This is a genomic window from Pseudomonas sp. DWP2-2 (assembly GCF_049897065.1).
GTDB lineage: Bacteria > Pseudomonadota > Gammaproteobacteria > Pseudomonadales > Pseudomonadaceae > Aquipseudomonas > Aquipseudomonas paracarnis.
In genome coordinates, this window is the sequence record NZ_JAFCVN010000007.1 from 43,500 (window position 1) to 65,224 (window position 21,725).

20 protein-coding genes are annotated in these 21,725 nt (G+C 60.9%); 8 read left to right on the top strand and 12 right to left on the bottom strand.

The window, feature by feature from the left end; genetic code table 11:
- Positions 1–2: 2 nt before the first annotated feature.
- A complete protein-coding gene (locus tag ACP7CZ_RS16905) occupies positions 3–290 on the bottom strand; it encodes a SelT/SelW/SelH family protein (protein WP_014719371.1) in 288 nt (95 codons plus the stop codon).
- A gap of 83 nt (positions 291–373) precedes the next feature.
- Here ACP7CZ_RS16905 and ACP7CZ_RS16910 point away from each other — a divergent pair, with 83 nt between their 5' ends.
- Positions 374–2,563 carry a patatin-like phospholipase family protein gene (locus ACP7CZ_RS16910; protein ID WP_034126768.1) on the top strand — a complete coding sequence of 730 codons (2,190 nt, stop codon included), beginning with the start codon at positions 374–376 and terminating at the stop codon, positions 2,561–2,563.
- 130 nt (positions 2,564–2,693) lie between these two features.
- On the opposite strand, the gene ACP7CZ_RS16915 is transcribed toward ACP7CZ_RS16910, so the two are convergent.
- Together ACP7CZ_RS16915 and recQ are read right to left on the bottom strand one after the other, a co-directional pair.
- Positions 2,694–3,128, bottom strand: coding sequence for a MarR family transcriptional regulator (locus tag ACP7CZ_RS16915; protein ID WP_294187698.1), 435 nt, complete (start codon positions 3,126–3,128; stop codon positions 2,694–2,696).
- A gap of 121 nt (positions 3,129–3,249) precedes the next feature.
- Positions 3,250–5,379, bottom strand: a complete 2,130-nt coding sequence (gene recQ / locus ACP7CZ_RS16920; RefSeq protein WP_014719373.1) for a DNA helicase RecQ — start codon at positions 5,377–5,379, stop codon at positions 3,250–3,252.
- A 276-nt stretch (positions 5,380–5,655) separates the two neighbouring features.
- On the opposite strand from recQ, the gene ACP7CZ_RS16925 reads away from it, so the two are divergent.
- From ACP7CZ_RS16925 to ACP7CZ_RS16935, 3 genes are all read left to right on the top strand, one after another.
- Positions 5,656–6,243 carry a YecA family protein gene (locus tag ACP7CZ_RS16925; protein ID WP_034128344.1) on the top strand — a complete coding sequence of 196 codons (588 nt, stop codon included), beginning with the start codon at positions 5,656–5,658 and terminating at the stop codon, positions 6,241–6,243.
- Between the two features lie 20 nt (positions 6,244–6,263).
- On the top strand, positions 6,264–6,647 hold the full coding sequence (locus ACP7CZ_RS16930) for a YbaN family protein (protein ID WP_019818414.1): 384 nt from the start codon (positions 6,264–6,266) through the stop codon (positions 6,645–6,647).
- 119 nt (positions 6,648–6,766) lie between these two features.
- Complete coding sequence (locus tag ACP7CZ_RS16935) at positions 6,767–10,237, top strand: hybrid sensor histidine kinase/response regulator (protein WP_294187691.1); 3,471 nt, start codon at positions 6,767–6,769, stop codon at positions 10,235–10,237.
- Positions 10,238–10,361: 124 nt separating this feature from the next.
- On the opposite strand, the gene rmuC is transcribed toward ACP7CZ_RS16935, so the two are convergent.
- Positions 10,362–11,726 carry a DNA recombination protein RmuC gene (rmuC, locus tag ACP7CZ_RS16940; RefSeq protein ID WP_169918249.1) on the bottom strand — a complete coding sequence of 455 codons (1,365 nt, stop codon included), beginning with the start codon at positions 11,724–11,726 and terminating at the stop codon, positions 10,362–10,364.
- A gap of 175 nt (positions 11,727–11,901) precedes the next feature.
- Positions 11,902–12,225 (bottom strand): hypothetical protein, encoded by a 324-nt coding sequence (locus tag ACP7CZ_RS16945; RefSeq protein WP_034128342.1) that lies wholly within the window; start codon positions 12,223–12,225, stop codon positions 11,902–11,904.
- Between the two features lie 457 nt (positions 12,226–12,682).
- On the opposite strand from ACP7CZ_RS16945, the gene ACP7CZ_RS16950 reads away from it, so the two are divergent.
- From ACP7CZ_RS16950 to ACP7CZ_RS16965, 4 genes are all read left to right on the top strand, one after another.
- Positions 12,683–12,988, top strand: coding sequence for a hypothetical protein (locus ACP7CZ_RS16950; protein WP_034128341.1), 306 nt, complete (start codon positions 12,683–12,685; stop codon positions 12,986–12,988).
- Positions 12,989–13,431: 443 nt separating this feature from the next.
- The gene (locus ACP7CZ_RS16955) at positions 13,432–13,656 is read left to right on the top strand and encodes a hypothetical protein (RefSeq protein WP_034128340.1); all 225 of its coding nucleotides are present in this window, start codon (positions 13,432–13,434) and stop codon (positions 13,654–13,656) included.
- Positions 13,657–13,934: 278 nt separating this feature from the next.
- Complete coding sequence (locus ACP7CZ_RS16960) at positions 13,935–14,417, top strand: hypothetical protein (protein ID WP_054899027.1); 483 nt, start codon at positions 13,935–13,937, stop codon at positions 14,415–14,417.
- A gap of 145 nt (positions 14,418–14,562) precedes the next feature.
- Positions 14,563–15,840: an OmpP1/FadL family transporter gene (locus ACP7CZ_RS16965; protein ID WP_003193026.1), complete on the top strand. Its 1,278-nt coding sequence runs from the start codon at positions 14,563–14,565 to the stop codon at positions 15,838–15,840.
- 64 nt (positions 15,841–15,904) lie between these two features.
- On the opposite strand, the gene ACP7CZ_RS16970 is transcribed toward ACP7CZ_RS16965, so the two are convergent.
- From ACP7CZ_RS16970 to cobU, 7 genes are all read right to left on the bottom strand, one after another.
- Positions 15,905–16,456, bottom strand: coding sequence for a glutathione peroxidase (locus tag ACP7CZ_RS16970; protein ID WP_294187684.1), 552 nt, complete (start codon positions 16,454–16,456; stop codon positions 15,905–15,907).
- A 150-nt stretch (positions 16,457–16,606) separates the two neighbouring features.
- Positions 16,607–17,815 (bottom strand): MFS transporter, encoded by a 1,209-nt coding sequence (locus tag ACP7CZ_RS16975; RefSeq protein WP_014719382.1) that lies wholly within the window; start codon positions 17,813–17,815, stop codon positions 16,607–16,609.
- 54 nt (positions 17,816–17,869) lie between these two features.
- On the bottom strand, positions 17,870–18,274 hold the full coding sequence (locus ACP7CZ_RS16980; RefSeq protein ID WP_034128336.1) for a MarR family winged helix-turn-helix transcriptional regulator: 405 nt from the start codon (positions 18,272–18,274) through the stop codon (positions 17,870–17,872).
- Positions 18,275–18,316: 42 nt separating this feature from the next.
- Positions 18,317–19,045: an adenosylcobinamide-GDP ribazoletransferase gene (locus ACP7CZ_RS16985; protein ID WP_054920193.1), complete on the bottom strand. Its 729-nt coding sequence runs from the start codon at positions 19,043–19,045 to the stop codon at positions 18,317–18,319.
- Positions 19,046–19,047: 2 nt separating this feature from the next.
- Entirely contained in the window at positions 19,048–19,623 is a 576-nt protein-coding gene (gene cobC, locus ACP7CZ_RS16990; RefSeq protein ID WP_294187681.1) for an alpha-ribazole phosphatase family protein, read from the bottom strand.
- The gene (cobT, locus tag ACP7CZ_RS16995; RefSeq protein WP_294187678.1) at positions 19,620–20,675 is read right to left on the bottom strand and encodes a nicotinate-nucleotide--dimethylbenzimidazole phosphoribosyltransferase; all 1,056 of its coding nucleotides are present in this window, start codon (positions 20,673–20,675) and stop codon (positions 19,620–19,622) included. Before cobT ends, cobC begins: the two co-directional genes overlap by 4 nt.
- The gene (gene cobU / locus ACP7CZ_RS17000) at positions 20,672–21,193 is read right to left on the bottom strand and encodes a bifunctional adenosylcobinamide kinase/adenosylcobinamide-phosphate guanylyltransferase (protein WP_060764462.1); all 522 of its coding nucleotides are present in this window, start codon (positions 21,191–21,193) and stop codon (positions 20,672–20,674) included. Before cobU ends, cobT begins: the two co-directional genes overlap by 4 nt.
- Positions 21,194–21,725: the final 532 nt, after the last annotated feature.

The following is a 21,725-nucleotide window of genomic DNA, read 5'->3' on the forward strand; positions in this document are numbered from 1 at the left end:
CTTCAGACGGTACGGTCGTTATGCCCGAGGTCGCGCTGGGGGTCGATCTGGTCGCGCACTCGCTGCTTGAGCACCTTGGCCTCGGGAAAACCGCCATCGGCCTTGCGCTCCCAAATCTGCACGCCATCGCAGGTAATGCGAAAGGCCCCGCCGGTGGCCGGTTCCAGTGCCACGCGCCCCAAGTCATCGGCGAAGGTGCTGAGTAGCTCCTGGGCCAGCCACGCGGCGCGCAGCAACCACTGGCACTGGGTGCAATAGGTGATAACGATCTCGGGTTTGCATGCAGACATCATTAAGCGGCTCCTGGCGTAACAGGCTCAGCGAATCGGGTGGCTATAATAGCGGCCTTTGTCGCCCAGCCACGAGATTGATGATGCGCCGCCTGCTGTCTTGCCTGTTCCTGTGCCTTGTCCCCCTACTTGCCGACGCGGTAGAAGCCCCCCGCCCGAAAATCGGTCTGGTGCTGTCCGGCGGGGCTGCCCGTGGCCTGGCGCATATCGGTGTGCTCAAGGCGCTTGAAGAGCAAGGTATTCATATCGATGCGATTGCCGGCACCAGCATGGGCGCGGTGATTGGCGGGTTGTACGCGTCAGGCTACAAGATCGACGAGCTGGAGAAGTTGGCGCTGGGTATCGACTGGCAGCAGGCCCTGTCTGACGCGCCACCACGTGAAGACGTACCGTTTCGGCGCAAACAGGATGACCGGGATTTCCTGGTCAAACAAAAACTCAGTTTCCGCGACGATGGCAGCCTCGGCCTGCCGCTGGGCGTGATCCAGGGCCAGAACCTGGCACTGCTGTTGGAAAGCATGTTCGCCCACAGCAGCAACACACGTAATTTCGACAAGCTGCCGATCCCATTCCGCGCCGTGGCCACCGACATCACCACCGGCGAAAAAGTGGTGTTCAGCAAAGGCCACCTGCCCCAGGTGATACGCGCCAGCATGTCGATCCCCGCGGTGTTCGCCCCGGTGGAGCTGGATGGCCGCCTGCTGGTAGATGGCGGCATGACCGACAACATTCCGTTGGATGTGGCGCGGGAGATGGGCGTCGATATCGCCATCGTGGTCGACATCGGCACCCCGCTACGCTCGCGCAAGCAATTGGCAACCGTGGTGGATGTGCTCAACCAGTCCATCACCCTGATGACCCGGCGCAACTCCGAAGAGCAGCTCAAGGCCCTGAACCCCAAGGATGTGTTGATCCAACCACCGCTGGCCGCTTATGGCGTCACCGACTTTGGCCGCGCCAAGGACATGATCGACGCTGGCTACCGCGCCACCCGTGCCCTCGACGTACGCCTGGCACACCTGCGCCCTGCCGAACCCATCGACGCCGACCTGGTAGCCGCGCGCACGCCGGGCGAACGCACCCCGGTGATCACCGCGATCCAGGTGGAGAACGACTCCAAGGTCAGCGATGACGTTATCCGCTACTACATTCGCCAGGGCCTGGGAGAACCTTTGAATCTGGGCCGCCTGCAATCGGACATGGGCACCCTGTACGGCCTGGATTACTTCGAGCAGGTGCAATACCGCGTAGTGAAAAAGGGCCAGGACAACACCCTGGTGATCAGCGCACGCGGCAAGCGCAGCGGCACCGACTACCTGCGACTGGGCTTGAACCTCTCGGATGACATGCGCGGTGATAGCGCCTTCAACCTCGGCGCCAGTTACCGTGTGAACGGCATCAACCGCCTCGGCGCGGAATGGCTCACACGGGTGCAGATTGGTGATCGGCAGGAGCTCTACAGCGAGTTCTACCAGCCCATGGACACCGGCTCACGCTACTTTGTGGCCCCCTATATCAGGGCCGAGGCACAGAATGTCGAGCTGATCCTGGACAACGACCCCATCTCCGAATACCGCCTGGAACGCTATGGCTTTGGTTTGAATGTGGGCCGGCAGATCGGCAACAGCGGCGAGATCCGCTTTGGCGTGGGCGAAGCCTGGGGCAAGGCGGACGTGCGCATTGGCGACCGCGACCTGCCGAGCGTGAGCTTCAGCGAAGGCTTCTATGAACTCAAATATTCCTTCGACTCCCTGGACAACGTGTACTTCCCCCACAGCGGCGAAGACATCGGCCTGGCCTTTCGCGAGTTCGAACCCGGCCTGGGCTCCGACCAGCGCTACCGCCAGTGGGAATTCAAGCTGGACAAGGCCATGAGCCACGGGCCGGACACCTTGATACTGGGCGGTCGTTACGGTCGCACACTGGATAATTCGGATGTGGTGATTTCCAGCTTCCTGCTGGGGGGCGCACGGCAATTGTCGGGCTTCCGCCAGGATGCGATTTCGGGACAGAACATCAGCCTCATGCGCGCGGTGTACTTCCGCAGGCTCACCCCCCGTTCTTACCTGCCGCTGGACTTCCCGTTGTACCTGGGTGCATCCCTGGAACGGGGCCGGGCGTGGAACAACGATAACGAGTTCGACAGCGGCTATATCAACGCCGCGAGTATTTTCCTGGGGTTTGATACACCACTGGGGCCGCTGAATTTCAGCTATGGGTTCAATGATGATAATCAGAAGGCGGTGTACTTGAACCTGGGCCAGACGTTCTAGGAAAGGATTGCCAAGGACTTTTGTAGGAGCGAGCTTGCTCGCGAAAAACCCACAGACGCCGCGTTTATTCAGGAAGCCCGCGTTATCGTTGGCGTTTTTCGCGAGCAAGCTCGCTCCTACATTTTGCAGATCAGGACTTTTCCAGGTTCGCCAGGATGTGCTCATGCACCCGCATGCACACCCGCAGGTCTTCTTCATTTACGCCCACGAACAATTCATGGCGCAACGCCGTGGCAATGGCTTCGATCTGGTCGATCAACGGTTGGGCGGTGTCGCACAGCAGGATACGTTTGGCACGACGGTCTTCCACTACGGCCTGGCGTTGCACCAGGCCCTGGCCCTCGAGGCTGTCGAGCAGACGAGCCAGGGTGGGCCCTTCCACGCCGACACTTTGGGCCAATTCACGCTGGGTGGGTGCTTCGACAAAACGGGCCAGGTGCAGCAGCACCAACCAGCGCGCCTGGGACAAGCCCAGCCCCGCCAGGCGGCGGTCCAGTTCGGCGCGCCAACCTCGCGACATTTGCGCCAACTGCATGCCAAAACGGTGTTGATCGGTTAACGGCATAAAAAACTCGTGTTTAAGACTGAAAATAAAGTATGGCTAATTATTAGTCAGCTAAGCATGAGCCCTGCCCATAGGCAAGGCCCGCTATGTACTGATTCGTTACATTGTCGTAATTGGCACACTAAATTTCGAATTCAGACTGCAAAGCGGCACGCACGCAGTACAAAACGCCTTCCGGAACACGCCCGGTAAACAACGGCGCAATTTCGGTGACAGCTGGCAATTCGCCTTCTCCATCGAGAAAGGCGTCCTGGATTTCACCGAGCAAATCCTCAGGTAAATCAAGGGCCTGCTCCAGGGACAATTGCTGCTTGCCGATGGCTTCGGCAAGCAAGGTGTACACGTTTTTTTCCGAGCATTGCAGTTGGCCTGCGATCTGGATCGGGGTCATGCCGGCACGGGCCAGGCTGATCAGTTCGTGGCGAATATCGGCGATTTCCTTCGGCGCTTCGGCCTGACCGCCGAGCACTTCCAGGAAGGCCTGGCCGTAGCGCTCCAGTTTACGCGCGCCCACACCGCTGACCCGGGCCATCTCGGCCATGGTGGTGGGCTGCTCGCGGAGCATCTCCAGCAGGGTGGAGTCGGGGAAGATAACGTAGGGTGGCACGCTGTGCTCCTGCGCCAGTTTGCGCCGCAGGGTGCGCAAGGCTTCCCATTGTTCGCGCTCTTCACCCCGCACCAGTTGGCTGGCCTGGCTGGTGCTGCTGCTTTTGGCGGTGGTCTGCGGCTTGAGGTCACGGCGCAGTTCCAGGCTCACTTCGCCCTTGAGCAACGGCCGGCAACTGTCATTCAGGCGCAGCCCGCCGTAGCCTTCGATATCGATGTCGACAAGCCCACGGGCAACCATCTGGCGAAACAGCGAACGCCACTCACCTTCGGCGCGAGCTTTACCGACACCGTACACCGAGAGTTTTTCGTGGCCGAAGCTGCGGATTTTTTCGTTGTCCTTGCCCAGCAGGACATCCACCAGATGGCCCACGCCATAACGCTGGCCGGTGCGATAGATCGTCGACAACGCCTGGCGCGCCGGTTCGGTGGCGTCCCAGGTTTGCACGCCGTCGATGCAGTTATCGCAGTGGCCGCAGGGCTCAGGCATGTCTTCGTCAAAATACGCCAGCAGGGTCTGGCGGCGGCAGCGGGTCTCTTCGCACAACGAAAGCATGGCATCGAGCTTGTGCTGCTCCAGGCGCTTGTGGCGCTCGTCGCCCTCGGAGTTCTGCAGCATCTGCTTGAGCATCACCACGTCTTGCAGGCCGTAGACCATCCAGGCATCCGCCGGCAGGCCATCGCGGCCGGCACGCCCGGTTTCCTGGTAATAGGCCTCAAGGGACTTGGGCAGATCCATGTGCGCCACGAAACGCACGTTGGATTTGTCGATGCCCATGCCAAAGGCAATGGTCGCCACCATGATCAGGCCTTCCTCGTTCAGGAAGCGTTTCTGGTGCGCTGATCGCGTTTCATTGGGCAGGCCGGCATGGTAAGGCAGCGCCGGGTAGCCTTGTTCACAGAGGAACGCCGCGACCTCGTCGACTTTCTTGCGCGACAGGCAATACACGATGCCCGCGTCACTGCGCCGCTCGGACAGGAACGCCAGCAACTGCTTGCGCGGCTGCTCCTTGGGCACGATGCGGTAGAAAATATTGGGCCGGTCAAAACTCGACAGGAAGCGCTCGGCGTTCTGCAAATGCAGGCGCTCGACGATCTCTTCGCGGGTGCGCTTGTCGGCGGTAGCGGTAAGCGCGATACGCGGCACATCGGGAAACAGTTCTGCCAATTGGCCAAGCTGCAGGTATTCGCGGCGGAAATCGTGGCCCCATTGCGACACACAGTGGGCTTCGTCGATGGCGAACAGAGCGATCTCAAGGCTCTGCAAAAAAGCCAGCATGCGTGGCTGCACCAGGCGCTCCGGCGCAAGGTAAAGCATTTTCACCTCGCCACGTTTGATGCGTGCAGCAAGGTCGCGCTGCTGCTCGGCGCTGAGGGTGGAGTTCAACGACGCGGCGGCGACACCGAGTTCTTCAAGGGTGGCGACCTGGTCGTCCATCAACGCAATCAGCGGCGACACCACCACGGCCAGGCCATTGCGCAACAGCGCCGGCACCTGGAAGCACAGCGACTTGCCGCCACCGGTAGGCATCAGCACCAGGGCATCGCCGCCACTGGCCACGCGCTCAATGATCGCACCCTGGCGGCCACGAAAACTGTCGTAGCCGAAGATGTCCTTGAGGACGCGTTGAGCCTGCTCGAGCATGTAAAACTCCAAAATGGTGCCGAAATCCCTCAATACAGGCTGGCCGAAAATATCCGCGCCCACGAAAAATAATCCGTAAGCGAAGTTTTCCCGGATTGGCGCTGGGCCTGCAGGGGCATCACAAAACGCGGCAGTATACCCGAGCGTTATCCACCAAAGGGCGCGACTGACGAATAGACGCACCAGGCTAAAACCGGGCAAATATGCCGTGCGGCTGGCCTGGGCGCTCAAGAAAGCCTAGAATTCAGCATCGTTTATTCCCAAGGTAGCCCTTCAATGTCCTTCGCTGAGCAACTAACCCGCCTGCAAGCCTTCCTCGACGCCGATGAGCTGCATGACGAGGCGCTGGACTACGTGGCCGCCCACGGCTACCTGACCGCCCTGTCGATCTGCTCCGACCCCGTCCCGGACCGTGAATGGATCGACGCGCTGTTCGCTGAAGAGCCTCATTACAGCGACGCCGCCCATCGCGAAGAAATCGAATCCACCCTGATCGCCCTCAAGGCCCACATCGCGCGCCAACTGGCCTCCGACGAAGAGTTCGAGTTGCCGTGCGAGCTGGACCTGGGCGACGATCCGGATGACTCCGACCTGCGCGGCTGGTGCATCGGTTTCATGGAAGGCGTATTTCTGCGCGAAGCCGCCTGGTTCGAAACCGCCGAAGAAGAAGTCAGCGAAATGCTGCTGCCGATCATGGTCGGTTCGGGCCTGTTCGAAGAGGAAGCAGAGTTCTCCGACATCGCCGCCGACGCCAACCTGATGGACGACATGATCGTGCAGATCCCGGAAGCCCTGACCGCGCTGTACCTGCTGTGCAACGCGCCTGACGAAAAACCGGCGATCCTCAAGCCACGTCACCACTGAGTCGCTTGCCCGTGGAACCCATGGGCAACCGTCCACTGCTCCTGCGCTATGCGCTGCTGGCCATCGGCTGGCTAAGCGTAGCGCTGGGAGTCATCGGTATTTTCCTGCCGGTACTCCCGACCACACCCTTCCTGCTACTCGCCGCCGCCTGCTTCGCTCGCAGCTCCCCGCGCTTCTACCACTGGCTGGTGGAACACCCGCGCCTGGGGCCCTGGGTGCGCGATTACCTGGACGGCAATGGCATCCCGCTCAAAGGCAAGGTCTACGCCATCGGCTTGATGTGGCTGAGCATCTCGATTTCCTGCTACCTGGTACCACTGCCATGGGCACGGGGCTTTATGCTGACCAGTGCGGTGCTGGTGACGATCTACATCCTGCGCCAGAAAACCCTGCCGCCACGCTGAGCGCCGCCTGCGACATTCGATCCCACACGACCTTGGTCGACACTGACTAACACCAGGCATCATGCGAGACTGTCCAACCGGGCCTGGAATGCCCGGGTGTTCTTATGCTCGGAGTTACCATGACGCTGTCCAGCGGGCTGATCGCCGCCGTTGCCCTGGCCTATATGGCCACTATGTTTGCCATCGCCTTTTACGGTGACCGCCGCCATGCGCCGCTGCCGCCGCGCGTGCGTGCCTGGGTGTATAGCCTGTCGCTGGCGGTGTACTGCACCAGTTGGACCTTCTTCGGCGCCGTAGGCCAAGCGGCCGAACAGCTGTGGGCATTCTTGCCGATCTACCTGGGACCTGTGCTGTTGCTGGTGCTGGCACCCTGGGTGCTGCAAAAGATGATCCTGATCAGCAAGCAGGAAAACATCACCTCAATCGCCGACTTTATCGCCGCCCGCTACGGCAAATCCCAGTCCCTGGCGGTGGTGGTGGCGTTGATCTGCCTGGTCGGCGTGCTGCCCTATATCGCGCTGCAGCTCAAAGGCATCGTGCTGGGCGTGAACCTGCTGATCGGCGCCGGCCCCGACACCACCGGCACCCGCGCCCAGGACACGGCCTTGATTGTGTCGCTGGTATTGGCGCTGTTTACCATCGTGTTCGGTACACGCAACCTCGACGCCACCGAACACCACCGCGGCATGGTGCTGGCGATTGCCTTTGAGTCGCTGGTCAAGCTGTTCGCTTTTCTCGCCGTCGGTGCGTTTGTCACCTACGGCTTGTACGACGGTTTCGGCGATCTGTTCAGCCAGGCCATGCTCGCCCCGCGCCTTGAGGAATACTGGAAAGAGACCATCAACTGGCCTTCGATGGTGGTACAGACCGGCGTCGCCATGATGGCGATCATCTGCCTGCCGCGACAATTTCATGTGACGGTGGTGGAGAACATCGACCCCCAGGATTTGCGCCTGGCCAAGTGGGTGTTCCCGGCTTATTTGATCCTCGCGGCACTGTTTGTGGTGCCCATCGCCCTGGGCGGCAAGATGCTGTTGCCCAGCTCGGTGCTGCCGGACTCCTATGTGATCAGCCTGCCAATGGCCGAGGCCCATCCTGCCCTCGCCGTGCTGGCATTCATTGGCGGTGCATCGGCGGCCACTGGCATGGTCATCGTAGCGAGCATCGCCTTGTCGACCATGGTTTCCAACGACATGCTGCTGCCCTGGCTGTTGCGCCGATCCAGCGCCGAGCGGCCATTCGAAGTCTTCCGTCACTGGATGCTGTCGGTTCGCCGGGTGAGCATTGTGATCATCCTGCTGCTGGCGTACGTGAGCTACCGCTTGCTGGGCTCCACCGCCAGCCTGGCGACCATCGGCCAGATCGCTTTTGCCGCTGTGACCCAACTGGCCCCGGCGATGCTCGGCGCCCTCTATTGGAAGCAGGCCAACCGGCGTGGCGTGTTTGCCGGTTTGGCCGCCGGTACTTTCCTGTGGTTCTACACGCTGGTCTTGCCAGTGACCGCGAAAAGTCTGGGCTGGTCGCTCAGCCTTTTCCCCGGCCTGACCTGGATGCATTCCCACCCGTTCGGGCTGTCGGTCACGTCGCTGACCCTGGGCACCGTGTTCTCCCTGGCAGGTAACTTCACCCTCTTCGTGTGGGTGTCGATGCTGTCGCGCACACGGGTTTCCGAGCACTGGCAGGCAGGCCGTTTTATCGGCCAGGAAATCAGCCAGCGTGCGAGTGCGCGCTCCATGCTGTCGGTGCAGATCAGCGACCTGCTCAGCCTGGCGGCACGCTTCGTCGGGGAAGAACGGGCCCAGCAGAGTTTTATTCGCTTCGCCTATCGCCAGGGCAAAGGCTTCAACCCCAACCAGAATGCCGATAACGATTGGATCGCCCACACCGAACGCTTGCTGGCCGGCGTACTCGGGGCCTCCTCGACGCGGGCGGTGGTGAAAGCGGCAATTGAAGGGCGGGAAATGCAGCTGGAGGACGTGGTCCGTATCGCAGACGAAGCCTCGGAAGTGCTGCAGTTCAACCGCGCTCTGTTGCAAGGTGCCATTGAGAACATCACCCAGGGCATCAGCGTGGTGGACCAGTCGCTCAAGCTAGTGGCCTGGAACCGGCGCTACCTGGAACTGTTCAACTACCCGGACGGCTTGATCAGCGTCGGCCGGCCGATTGCAGACATCATTCGATACAACGCCGAGCGCGGCCTGTGTGGCCCTGGTGAAGCGCAGGTGCACGTGGCGCGTCGCCTGCACTGGATGCGCCAGGGGCGTGCGCACACCTCCGAGCGCCTGTTCCCCAACGGCCGGGTGATCGAGTTGATCGGCAACCCGATGCCCGGCGGCGGGTTTGTCATGAGCTTCACCGACATCACCGCGTTCCGCGAAGCCGAACAAGCGCTGACCGAGGCCAACGAGGGCCTGGAGCAGCGGGTGACCGAGCGCACCCATGAACTGTCGCAACTGAACGTGGCCCTCACCGACGCCAAGGGCGTGGCCGAATCCGCCAGCCAGTCGAAGACGCGGTTCCTGGCGGCCGTGAGCCATGACCTGATGCAACCGCTGAACGCTGCGCGGTTGTTTTCCGCCGCCCTCTCGCACCAGACCGATGGCCTGTCCGGCGAGGCACGGCAGTTGGTGCAGCATCTGGATAGCTCACTGCGCTCGGCCGAAGACCTGATCAGCGATTTGCTGGACATTTCGCGCCTGGAAAACGGCAAGATCAACCCACAACGCCAGCCCTTTGTTCTCAACGAGCTGTTCGACACCCTGGGAGCAGAATTCAAGGCGCTGGCCCAGGAGCAACACTTGCGCTTCCGCTGGCGCGGCAGCCGTTTGCGAGTGGACAGCGACATCAAGCTGCTGCGGCGGATTTTGCAGAACTTTCTGACCAATGCATTCCGTTATGCCGACGGCCCGGTGCTGCTGGGCGTACGTCGTCGCAAGGGCGAACTCTGCCTGGAGGTCTGGGATCGCGGGCCTGGTATTGCGCCCGATAAACAAAAGGTGATCTTCGAAGAATTCAAGCGCCTGGACAGTCACCAGACCCGTGCCGAAAAGGGCCTGGGGCTGGGCCTGGCGATTGCCGACGGCCTGTGCCGCGTGCTGGGCCATCGCCTGAGCGTGCGCTCCTGGCCGGGCAAAGGCAGCGTCTTCAGCGTGTGCGTGCCGCTGGCCCGTAACCAGACCAGCGTGCAACCCAAGGCGCCCGCAGAAACCGGCCTGCCCTTGAGTGGCGCACGCGTGCTGTGTGTGGATAACGAAGACAGCATCCTGATCGGCATGCGCAGCCTGCTCACGCGCTGGGGCTGTGAAGTCTGGACGGCCGCCAATCAGGCCGAATGCGCGGCATTGCTGGCCGAGGGCATCCGCCCGCAACTGGCGTTGGTGGATTACCACCTGGACCACGGCGAAACCGGTACCGAGTTGATGGGCTGGCTGCGTGCGCAACTGGCCGAGCCGATTCCCGGCGTAGTGATCAGTGCCGATGGGCGACCGGAGATGGTGGCCGAGGTGCATGGGGCGGGGTTGGATTACTTGGCCAAGCCGGTGAAGCCGGCGGCGTTGCGGGCGCTATTGAGCAGACATTTGCCCCTGTAACGGGGTTGTATTCGATCTATTTGTGGGAGCGGGCTTGCTCGCGAAAGCGGTGTGTCAGTTTTAGATGTGTTGACTGACACTATGCTTTCGCGAGCAAGCCCGTTCCTACAATTTAGCCCCGTATTTATTCCGGGAGATGCGCCACGCCATCCGAATCGGTCATCGCCCGCTCCAGCAGATCCGCCGGCAAGCTCTTGCTGGCGCGGGCACCGAGCAACCTGAGTTGCTCGGTACGGCTGACCAGGTTCCCACGCCCATCCGTCAGCTTGTTGCGCGCCGCGCTGTAGGCCTTGTCCAACTGTTGTAGCCGGTTGCCCACTTCGTCCAGGTCCTGGATAAACAGCACGAACTTGTCATACAGCCAACCGGCACGCTCGGCAATTTCCCGTGCGTTCTGGCTCTGGCGCTCCTGCTTCCACAGGCTGTCGATCACGCGCAGGGTGGCGAGCAAGGTCGTGGGGCTGACGATTACGATATGGCGGTCGAAGGCTTCCTGGAACAGGTTGGGCTCGGCCTGCAATGCCGCAGAAAAGGCAGCCTCGATCGGTACGAACAGCAGGACGAAATCCAGGCTGTGCAAACCCTCCAGGCGCTTGTAGTCCTTGCCGGCCAAGCCTTTGACGTGATTACGCAAGGACAGCACGTGTTGCTTCAAGGCGGCCTGGCCAATCACCTCGTCATCCGCCGCAACGTACTGTTGATAGGCGGTCAAGCTGACCTTGGAGTCGACCACCACCTGCTTGTCGCCCGGCAACATGATCAGCACGTCGGGCTGGAAACGCTCGCCATCCGGGCCTTTGAGGCTGACCTGGGTCTGGTACTCACGGCCCTTCTCCAGGCCCGCGTGCTCCAGCACCCGTTCAAGAATCAGCTCACCCCAGTTGCCCTGGGTTTTCTGGCCCTTGAGGGCGCGAGTCAGGTTGGTGGCTTCGTCCGACAGACGCAGGTTCAATTGCTGCAGGCGCTCAAGCTCTTTGGCGAGGGAAAAGCGCTCACGGGCTTCGTTCTGATAGCTTTCTTCGACACGCTTCTCGAAGGACTGGATACGTTCCTTGAGCGGGTCCAGAAGTTGGCCCAGCCGCTCCTGACTGGTTTCGGCGAAGCGTTGCTCACGCTCGTCGAAGATCTTGCCGGCCAGCTCGGCAAATTGCGCACGCAGCTCGTCCCGTGAGCCTTGCAGGTCGGTGAGTCGTTGCTGATGACTCTCTTGCTGCTCGCGCAATTCGGCGCTCAGGGCAGCGGCCAAGGCGTCAAGGCGACGCAGTTCGGTTTCCTTGGCGCTGCGGTCGAGGTTCCAGGCGTGCGCGGCATCGCGGGCGTTATCGCGGTCGATCTGCAACAACTCGACTTCACGGCGCAGCGCCGCCAGGTCGGCTTGTTTGGCGGCATTGGCCTGGCTGAGGTCACTGATCTCATCGCGACTGGCGTCCAGTTGCGCGGCGAGCCCTTCCTGGGCCAGTTGCGCGGTTGCCAGGCGTTCTTCCAGCAGCTCCCAACCGGTGGTGCGTGCGGTCAGACGCCGCTGGAGTTGCCAGCACAGCGCCAGTAGCGGCACGGCTGCACCCACAAGACCCAAGGCGATACTGGTCCAGTCAAACACCATAGCCATTTCTGCCATCACCGAAAAAGATCAAGGTTAACCAAGCCTAAGGCCGGAGGACAGCTCAGTCTTCGACCTGGCCCAGTTCGCGCTGGGCGCGACGGTCGCCGGCGCGAGCAGCCGAACGCAACAAATCGTGGCCGATGCGCCGGTCACGGGCATTTCCGCACTCGCGGCACATCAGTTGGCCAAGACGGCTCTGAGCGGCCACCACGCCTTCGCGGGCGGGCTGCTTGAGCAAGCGTCCGGCGAGATGCTTGATATTGGTGCTCTGCCCCAGGCGCGGGCTGTCGAGCAGCCACAATGCGACCTTCAAGGAAAAACGCTTGGGTGCGGTAACAGTTTGGGGCGTGTCGGTAACAGAAGGTGATACTGAGCGAAACTTCATAAAGCACTGTGGGGCAGAACGGAAGGCGCGCCACTCTACTCTTTTTTTCGTACAGGTAAAGCTGAAAAAACCGTGCACGCCCGTCCTAGAGCAAGCGCTCGGGACAATCCACAGAAGCTGTGGATAACTCAGTGGACAACCCCCCTAGAACAGGCGCAAAGCCCCATGGAACGGGGGCCGCAGTCAAACTGACGATTTTTTCACCAATAAAAAAAAGCGAGATTTTTCATTGACTTAAATTTTGATTACAGGCAAATGGGCGCACTTGCACACCAGTGACAGCAGGGTTACACCCTTGGCCACAAATGTGCACAAGTCCCGATCGACTGGTTATATCGGCGGCGTTTTTTGATTCAACACCGGTTAAACATGTTACTGACCGGGCAAACCCGAGGGCTTTTCAAATCCGCCTCGGCTCGCCACACTGCGCCACCGACAATGCAAACCAGTAGGGCCGATGAAAGGAATTCTGTTATTCGCCGGGCTGCTACTGGCCATCTGCGCGACCTCCCTGGGAATCAATGCCGCGCTCCCCTCTCCGGACGGCGCACTGTTCGCCATTGCTATCTTGCTGTCAGCAGCCTTTACCGCCGTGGTCCTGTGCATCGAACTCAGTGACGGAAAGATCAATGACATGCGCGAAGTGATCCACATGATCGAGACCGGCCAGTCCTTGCGATTGACGCTCGCCGCCTATGGGCTGGGGTGCGCCCTGGCCGCGTCCATGACCGTACTGGTCTATCGCGAGTTGCTCGGCGGCTGATCGAAGTTTTTTTGCCATCGGCCTTCCCTTCCCTGTTTCAATCCGTTACTATCCGCGGCGTTAGTACCAAGCTGAAAGTCAATTCTGGTCGAATACGTCCCCTGAACCACATGGGATCGGCCACCTCGATGGTTTCCAGGTATTCCTTGCGACGACACTGCCTTTGAACAAGCAAAGGGTGTCGCGAAGTTCCAATACTCTGACCGAACCAACCTGCAAATTGATCAGGATCTTCACCCCGGGCCCAGAACCTTTGCCCCTGTTGTGTTGCCTGCCCTCCTAAGTACCTACCTGCCAGCCCAAGCGCGCCTAATTCCATAGCGCTTCAAACTGGCTGCTTTGTTCCAGTCGGGTTCTTCGTTTGATCAATGGTGATCAGCGTTACTGGAACGTTTTAACGTTGCACGGTTCTTATCCGTGTCATTTGTAGGAACACCAATAATATGAACGCTCAAATCCACACTCAGGATGCCATTCGCGCCCTCACCAACGCTTTTGCCCCAATGAACTGCCTGATCATGGCTGCTCGCAAAGGCTGCTTCAGCTTCACCCTGGTCAACGAACACGGCATCGCTCGTCACAGCGAACGCCTGTACCCCGATCAATACTCCAGCGCAGAACCGCTGCAGGCCGTGATCGATCGTACCCGTCAGGCACTGACCGCCTGATCGACCCGCGTCGCTGAAACCTCAAAAACCCTGTTTGAACAACAGGGTTTTTTATTGCCTGGAATTTGGCCTTGAGTCCGTGGCGCTAAGTACAAATCGATATAAACGTTATAACCGATTGCAGAAGATGTTTTAAAAACAGTCCTTTACATCAGGAATATGACACTACACTTCAAGTCAAGCGGCATGATCCGCTTACGACGGGCCTGAGATCCGATTCATTGCTGCCAAGCCCCCCTTCTCAGGCTCGTCCACTCTTTGTAAGGACTGAGGCTCGTATGGGTATTGCCGCCAGTGAATTGTGTCGTTATGTGATCCGGCCGACGCTGATGTACCTCGGCCGTCACAGCTCTACAGCCGAATCCCTGCTGCTGGGCATTGCCGCCAGCCAGTCAGAACTGGGCTCGGCGCTGCATGACCGGCGCGGCCATGGCCTCTACAGCATCACCGAACCACGCCACCGCGCCCTCTGGGATGACTACCTGGCCCTGGACCCGGAGCGCGCCAGCCTGGTGCGCGGGCTGGCCAGCCAACATGCGTTCCTCAGCGCGCCTCAGTTGGAGTTGACCGTGAACCTGCGCTACGCCACGGCCATCGCCTGGTTGCTGGTGGAACAACAACGCCCCGCCCTTCCCGCACCCGGCGATGTGCTGGCCATGGCGCGTATCTGGAAAGAAATATTCCATCCACAAGGCCGCCTGCGAGATTTCACCCAAGCGTGGCAAACCTGTGTAAGCCCCATGAAACAGGCAGCTTGCTGACCGGGCAAATTGCAAGATTCGGCAAAAAACGGCAATTTTGGTCGGATTGTCCTACAAAACCGCTCTATCTCCTGCATTACAGCCTATAGCGCGATGTGAAATTTATTGATACTTTCCGCAGCGGTGATCACACGGAGTTCTAATAATGAAAAAAGTAATGCTCAAGACCACACTTAGCCTCGCCGTTGCCATGGCATCCTCCCAATTGTTCGCCAGCGGCTTTGCCCTCAACGAACAGAGCGTCAGCGGGATGGGTACCGGTTTCGCAGGTCGCTCTTCTTCTGCCGATGATGCGAGCACTGTGTTCGGTAACCCTGCCGGTATGGCACGCCTGGAAGGCCAACAGATCACCGGTGGCGTTGCAGCCATTGATGCCTCCACCGATATCAGCAATGTCAGCGGCCGCTCCGCTGGCAGCAACAAAGGCGATATGGTGCCTTTCACTGCCGTGCCTTTCGGTTTCTACACCAATAAGCTCAACGACCAGTGGGCTGTCGGCTTCGGCGTCTATGCGCCGTTCGGCCTGGTAACCGACTACGAAAGCGGCTTCCAGGGCCGTGGCTTTGGCAGCAAGAGCGAAGTGAAAGTCATCACCTTGCAACCGACCGTCAGCTACGCCTTCAACGACCGCGTTTCCGTGGGTTTTGGCCCGACCATCAACCGCATTGCCGGCACCCTGGAATCGGACCTGACGCTGAACCCTCGCGCGCCAGACACCAATATCAAGATCAAGGGTGACGACACCGCGCTGGGCTTCAACATCGGCGTACTGGTCCAAGCCACCGATACCACCCGTGTCGGCCTGACCTACCACTCCAAGGTCAGCTACAAGCTGGACGGCCACACCGAAGTCACCGCACCGACCGCGACCTCGCCGTTCCTGCGCAGCAACCGCTATGACGCCTCGCTGAAAATCGACACACCTGAGTCCTACGACCTGTCCGTCACTCAAGACCTGACCGACGCTTGGAAACTCTACGCCGGTGCAACCTGGACACGCTGGAGCCGCCTGAAAGACATCACCGTCAAGAACGAAGGCGTCAGCGGCGCTACTGGCGGCGCGCTTGCCCCAGGCCTGGTCAGCACAATCAAGGAAGACCAGAACTGGCACGACACCTGGGCCTACGCCGTGGGTACTTCGTACCAGCTCACCAAGCAAGTGGTACTGCGTACCGGCCTGACATTCGACCAGTCGCCTACCAACAACACGGATCGCTCACCGCGCATCCCGACCGGCGACCGTACTATCTTCAGCCTGGGCCTGGGCTACCAGGTCATGGATAACATGACCATCGACCTGGCCTACTCCTACCTGAAGGAAGAGGACGTCAAGATCTCGCGCTCCAACCAATTGGCCAGCTACAACGCCAAGTATGAAAACAGCGCCAACGGTTTCGGCTTGGGCATGACCTACAAGTTCTAACCGCAGTCGTATAAAAAAGCCCCGCTCTCCTGTGAAGGAGGCGGGGCTTTTGTTTGGCTGGCGGTCAGGATTTGGAAGCCAATGCCTGTTCCACCGCCTTGATCAGCTCCGGACTGTCCGGCTTGGTCAGGCTGGAAAAACTGGCAACCAGATTGCCCTGGCGATCCACTACATACTTGTAGAAGTTCCACTTGGGCGCGGCGTCGGCCTGCTGTGCAAGCACCTTGAACAGGTGCACCGCATCCGGCCCCTTGACCTTCTGCGGCTCGGTCATGGTGAAGGTCACGCCATAATTCACGTAGCAGACCTTGGCGGTTTCTTCCCCGGTCTTGGCTTCCTGTTTGAAGTCATCGGACGGCACGCCGATCACTTCCAGACCTTCGCCCTTGTAGCGCTGATACAACGCTTCCAGGCCCTTGAATTGCGGGGCAAAGCCGCAGAAGCTCGCCGTGTTGACGATCACCAAGGGTTTGCCAGCGAATTGCTGGCACAGGTCGATGGATTCCTTGGCCCGCAGCTTGGGCAGTTGGCCCTCCAGCAACGGTGGGCAACTGGCGGCCATCGCCACGCTGCCAATAGCCATCAGGACGGGTACAGCGAGCCAGCGCATCTGCATGTCAAAAGTCCTTGAGTCAGTTCAGACCCACAACTTAGCAGATCGCCATGCCCAGTTGCATCAACGCCAGGCCGCCCCGTTGCCAACCCCAGCAGGCCAGCAACAACAACCCCAGCCCCACAGCCAACAGCATAAGACGCGCTGTCATGCTCATGCCGCCTCCATCTGCGCCTGAATGCGCGCCACCGGCCGCTCACGCACCGGCCAATTCAGCGCGGCGGCAAGCAGGCTGAGCAAAATTGCCACCTGCCAGATCAAATCGTAGCTGCCGGTTCGATCATAGACCACCCCGCCCAGCCACCCGCCGAGGAACGAGCCCAGTTGGTGGAACAGGAACACGATCCCGCCGAGCATCGAGAGGTTGCGCACCCCAAACAGGGTCGCGACGGTGCCATTGGTCAGCGGCACCGTGGACAACCACAGGAATCCCATCGCCATGCCAAACAGATACGCCGTGACTTCGGTGACCGGCGCCCACAGGAACAACACAATCACTACCGCCCGCAACAGATACAAGCCGGTGAGCAGACGCGGCTTGGACATGCGGCCACCGAGCCAACCCGCCGTGTAGGTGCCAAATACGTTGAACAGGCCAATCAAGGCCAGCACCGTGGTGCCCACCGTGGCCGGCAGGTGCTGGTCGACCAGGTACGCCGGCAAGTGCACACCGATAAACACTACTTGGAAACCGCACACAAAAAAGCCGAAGGACAGCAGCCAGAAGCCGGAGTGGGAGCAGGCCTCTTTCAGCGCTTCGCCCAGGGTTTGCTGGCCCACCGTGACCGCCAGCGGCCGGTCCTTGAGCATGGCGACCAGCGGCAGGATCAACGCCACCATCAAGCCCAGCGCCAGCAAGGCGGCCGACCAGCCCAGCCAACCAATCAAGCCGAGGGTGCCGGGCACCATGGCGAACTGGCCGAACGAGCCGGCGGCGCTGGCAATGCCCATGGCCATGCTGCGTTTTTCTGGCGCAACGGCGCGGCCAACCACGCCGAGAATCACCGAGAACGAGGTGCCGGACAGGCCAATGCCAATCAGCAAACCTGCGCTCAACGACAGTGACCACGCGGAGTCGGACATGCCCATGAGCACCAGGCCGACGGCGTACAACACCCCGCCGACAAACACCGCCTTGGTCGCGCCGAAACGGTCGGCCAAGGCCCCGGTAAATGGCTGCGCCAAGCCCCAGATCAGATTCTGCAAGGCGATGGCAAAGGCAAAGGTTTCACGCCCCCAACCGAATTCGCTGCTCATCGGCGCCAGGAACAGGCCAAAGCCATGCCGTACGCCCAAGGACAACGCCAGGATCAGCGCACTCCCTAAAAGGACCCAACCACTGGTGCGCCACATCGAGGTCATTTCTTATTCTCCGTTCGCGGGTATATACCCGCTTGTAGTCGAACAAACCGCCATTCAGGCGAGTTCATCCAGCAAGGCCAACAACATTTCGCGCTTTTCGGCGCCGAGCTTATCAATCAATTTCTGTTGCGCCGCTTCCCAAGCCGGTAACGCGGCAGTCAGCCGCTCTTGCCCTGTGGCAGTCAACACCACCAGGCGGTTGCGCAAATCGTCACCCTCGACCAACTGCACCAGCCCCTCACCTTCCAGGACGCGCAGGTTGCGCCCCAGGGTGCTGCGATCCAGGCCCATGGCGTCCGCCAGGCTGGAAATGCTCGGTTGATCGAGGCGCTGCAGGTTGCACAACAGAGAATACTGGGCAACGTTGATCCCGAAGCCGTCGAGAGCGCCGTCGTAGTGCCTGCTGACGCCACGGGCAGCGCGTCGCAGGTTGGTGCATAAACATTGGGAGGCAAGCATAGAGCGTGTATATACCCGGAGTTAATCAATTGCAAGAAAGCGTTACAGCGCCAGCCCGACCAGCACCGCGACTTCAAGCAGCTCCAGCAGTGCGCCAGCAGTGTCGCCGGTGGTACCGCCCAGACGCTTGACCATCAACTGGCGCAGCCACACGAAACACAGTGCCGCCAGCAACACCGCGATGCCGCCGCTGAAACCGCCGATCAGAATGCAGGCCAACCCGCTGAGGATCAGCACCTGTTGGCCGACAATTCGCGGCAGATGGTCTGACAGTGCCTGGCCCAATCCGCCCGCCCGCACATAGCGCGTGCTGAGAAACAGCGCCAGCATCGAAGCGCGTCCGATCAGGGGCGCCAGGATCAACGCGGCGCCATTGTGTTGTTCGATCAATGCCACCAGCGCGCTGAACTTGAGTAGCAGCACCAAGCCCAGGGTGACCACCGCAATCGGGCCGCTGCGCGGGTCTTTCATGATGCTGAGGGTGCGCTCGCGGTCGCCAAAACCACCCAGCCAAGCATCGGCGCTGTCGGCCAGGCCGTCCAGGTGCAGGCCACCGCTGAGCAACACCCAGGCTGTGAGCAGCAACGCGGCGTGCAACAGCAACGGGGCGCCCTGCAACACCTGGTTGAGGCCCCATAACAGCACGCCGAACAGCAACCCAACCAGCGGATAAAACAACAACGAACGGCCCAGTTCTTGAGGTTGCGGCATGCCCGGCAAGCGAATGGGCAGGCTGCTGAGAAATTGCAGGGCGATCCAGAACGGCAGCATCGTCAGAGTCCTTCCTTCAACACACCATCGGCTTCAACCTGCAGGCCGAACAAGGCACCGTGACCCACTTCAACATTCAGCAGTTGCTCACGGGGCAACCCTCGCGCCTGAGCCAGCAGCAGGCGCATCACACCGCCATGACAGACCAACAGCACGCGCTGGCCCGCGTACGCCTGATGCAGCCGGGCGACAGCGCCAAGCACGCGCTCGGAAAACTGGATGACAGGCTCACCCTCCGGCGGCGTGAAGCCATAGGGGTTGGCCCAGAACAAGCCCAACCCTTCGGCATCGGTATCCATCAACGCGGCCGCACTCTGCCCTTCCCAGGCGCCGAAGTGAAGCTCCTGCAAGTCAGGCTCCAGACTCACCGGCAAATCAAGTTGCGTCCCCAGCTCCCGGGCGAACAGAGCGCAGCGTTGCAGCGGCGAGCTGATCAGCCGATCCCAGGGCCCTTGCCCCACCACTGCGTCGCGCATCTGCTGCCAGCCGTTGGCGGTCAGCGCATCGTCCAGGCTGCCACGCAGGCCGCCGCCCAGCTCGGTTTCGCCGTGGCGCAGCAGGTCCAGGCGCAAGGTCATGCGGGGCGATCCGCCACGGCGGCTTCGGCGAAGGTCGCCATCTGCCCGTGCAGCGCGCATGCCAGACGCAACAAGGGCACCGCCAACGCCGCGCCGCTGCCTTCGCCCAGCCGCAGGCCCAGTTCCAGCAACGGTTGCGCATCGAGGCTGTGCAGCACATGGCGATGACCCGGCTCGGCACCCCGATGGCCGAACACCAGCCATTCGCGGCATGCCGGGTTCAAGCGCACCGCCACCAGCGCGGCCACGCTGCAGATGAACCCATCCACCAGCACCACCATGCCTTCCTGGGCGCAGGCCAGGTAGGCGCCAACCAAGGCTGCAATTTCAAAACCGCCGAGATTGAACAGGGTTTGCAACGCATCGCCGCGCTGACCGGTGTGCAACGCCAAGGCGCGCTCGATGACCGCGACCTTATGGCTGACCCCTGCGGCGTTCAAACCGGTACCAGGGCCTGTAAGGTCAGTGACCTGGCAATCCAGCAATGCGCAGGCCAAGGCACTGGCGGCGGTGGTGTTACCGATGCCCATCTCGCCGCCGATAAACAGCTGCGCGCCGCCTGCCAGGGCGCGGTGTGCGCTGTCTCGCCCGGCTTGCAGGGCCAGTTGCCCCTGAGACTGAGTCATCGCCGGGCCATGCACGAAATTGGCCGTGCCCGCGCCGATATTCAGGTGACGAACGCCGGGCAAATCCAGGGACGGCGTGACCGTCCCAAGGTCAACCACTTCCAATTGCGCTTCCAGTTGCCGCGCCAACACACTGATTGCCGCACCACCGGTGACAAAGTTTTGCAGCATCTGCCCGGTCACCGCCTGGGGAAATGCCGACACGCCTTCAGCGACCACGCCGTGATCGCCGGCAAAAATCACGATCCACAGGTGATCCACCGACGGTTTGACCTGGCCCTGCAAACCCGCCAACCGCACCGCCAGGGCCTCCAACTGGCCGAGGGAGCCAGCGGGCTTGGTCAACTGCTGCTGACGCGCCAGCGCCTGTTCGTGGGCTGTGGCATTCACCGTCTTGCAGGGGTTGAGCCACCAGGAGTCGGTCATAACGCAGTACCTTTCAAAGTCAGGGGCAGGCCGGCAACCGTCAGCACAACGCGCTGACATTGCTCGGCCAAGGCTTGATGCAGCCAACCGGCTTCATCCACATAACGGCGAGTCAATTCGCCCAGCGGCACGACACCCAGACCGGTCTCGTTGCTGACAAAAATGATTTCTCCCGGCAGCGAAGCCAGGGTTTGCAACAGTTGATCACGCTCGCACGCAAGGCGCGCCGGGTCTTCGAGCATCAGAAGATTGGTGAGCCATAAGGTCAGGCAATCCACCAGCAGGCAGCGATCAGTGGCGGCGTTCTCTCGCAGCACACGCGCCAACTCGATGGGCTCCTCAACCAGGCCCCAATGGTCGGGGCGACGCTGGCGGTGCAAAGTGACACGCTCGTTCATCTCACCATCGAGCGGCTGGCTGGTGGCGATATAAATGACGGCAAGCCCGCTCTCTGCTGCAAGCTTTTCGGCCAGACGGCTCTTGCCCGAACGGGCGCCGCCGAGGATCAATTGATACATGCAAAGGCCCCTGGCAAACGATGTGGCGAGGGAGCTTGCTCCCGTGACGGCCTGACAGCCGACGCTGATCCAGCTGACGCACCGCGACCCAAATGTGGGAGCTGGCTTGCCTGCGAAGACGGCCTGACAGTCAACACAGTTGGACCGTGTACATATCCATTTCTGCGGTAACGGCCACTTAGGGTTCCGCTTTTACAGCGGCTCACTTTTGAAAAGCGCAAAAGTAAGCAAAACGCTCTTGCCCCACCACTCGGCACCTCGCCCAGGCTCGGTGTGCCCGTAATCCGCCAGTGATTTGGGGGGCCGCCGCCACGCGCCATCCATGGCGCGGGGCGGCTAAACCGGCATCCCTGCCGGTTTACCCCCCAAATCACTGTGGAATTCCGGCCAGCGTGGTTTAACGGGGCGCCTAAGATCAAGATCAAAAGCAGATCAAGATCAAGGGCGGCTCGCTTCGCATCGTGGTTACCGTTGAGCACTACAGCGTTGTGTAGATACACATGGCTATCGCAGGCAAGCCAGCTCCCACAGT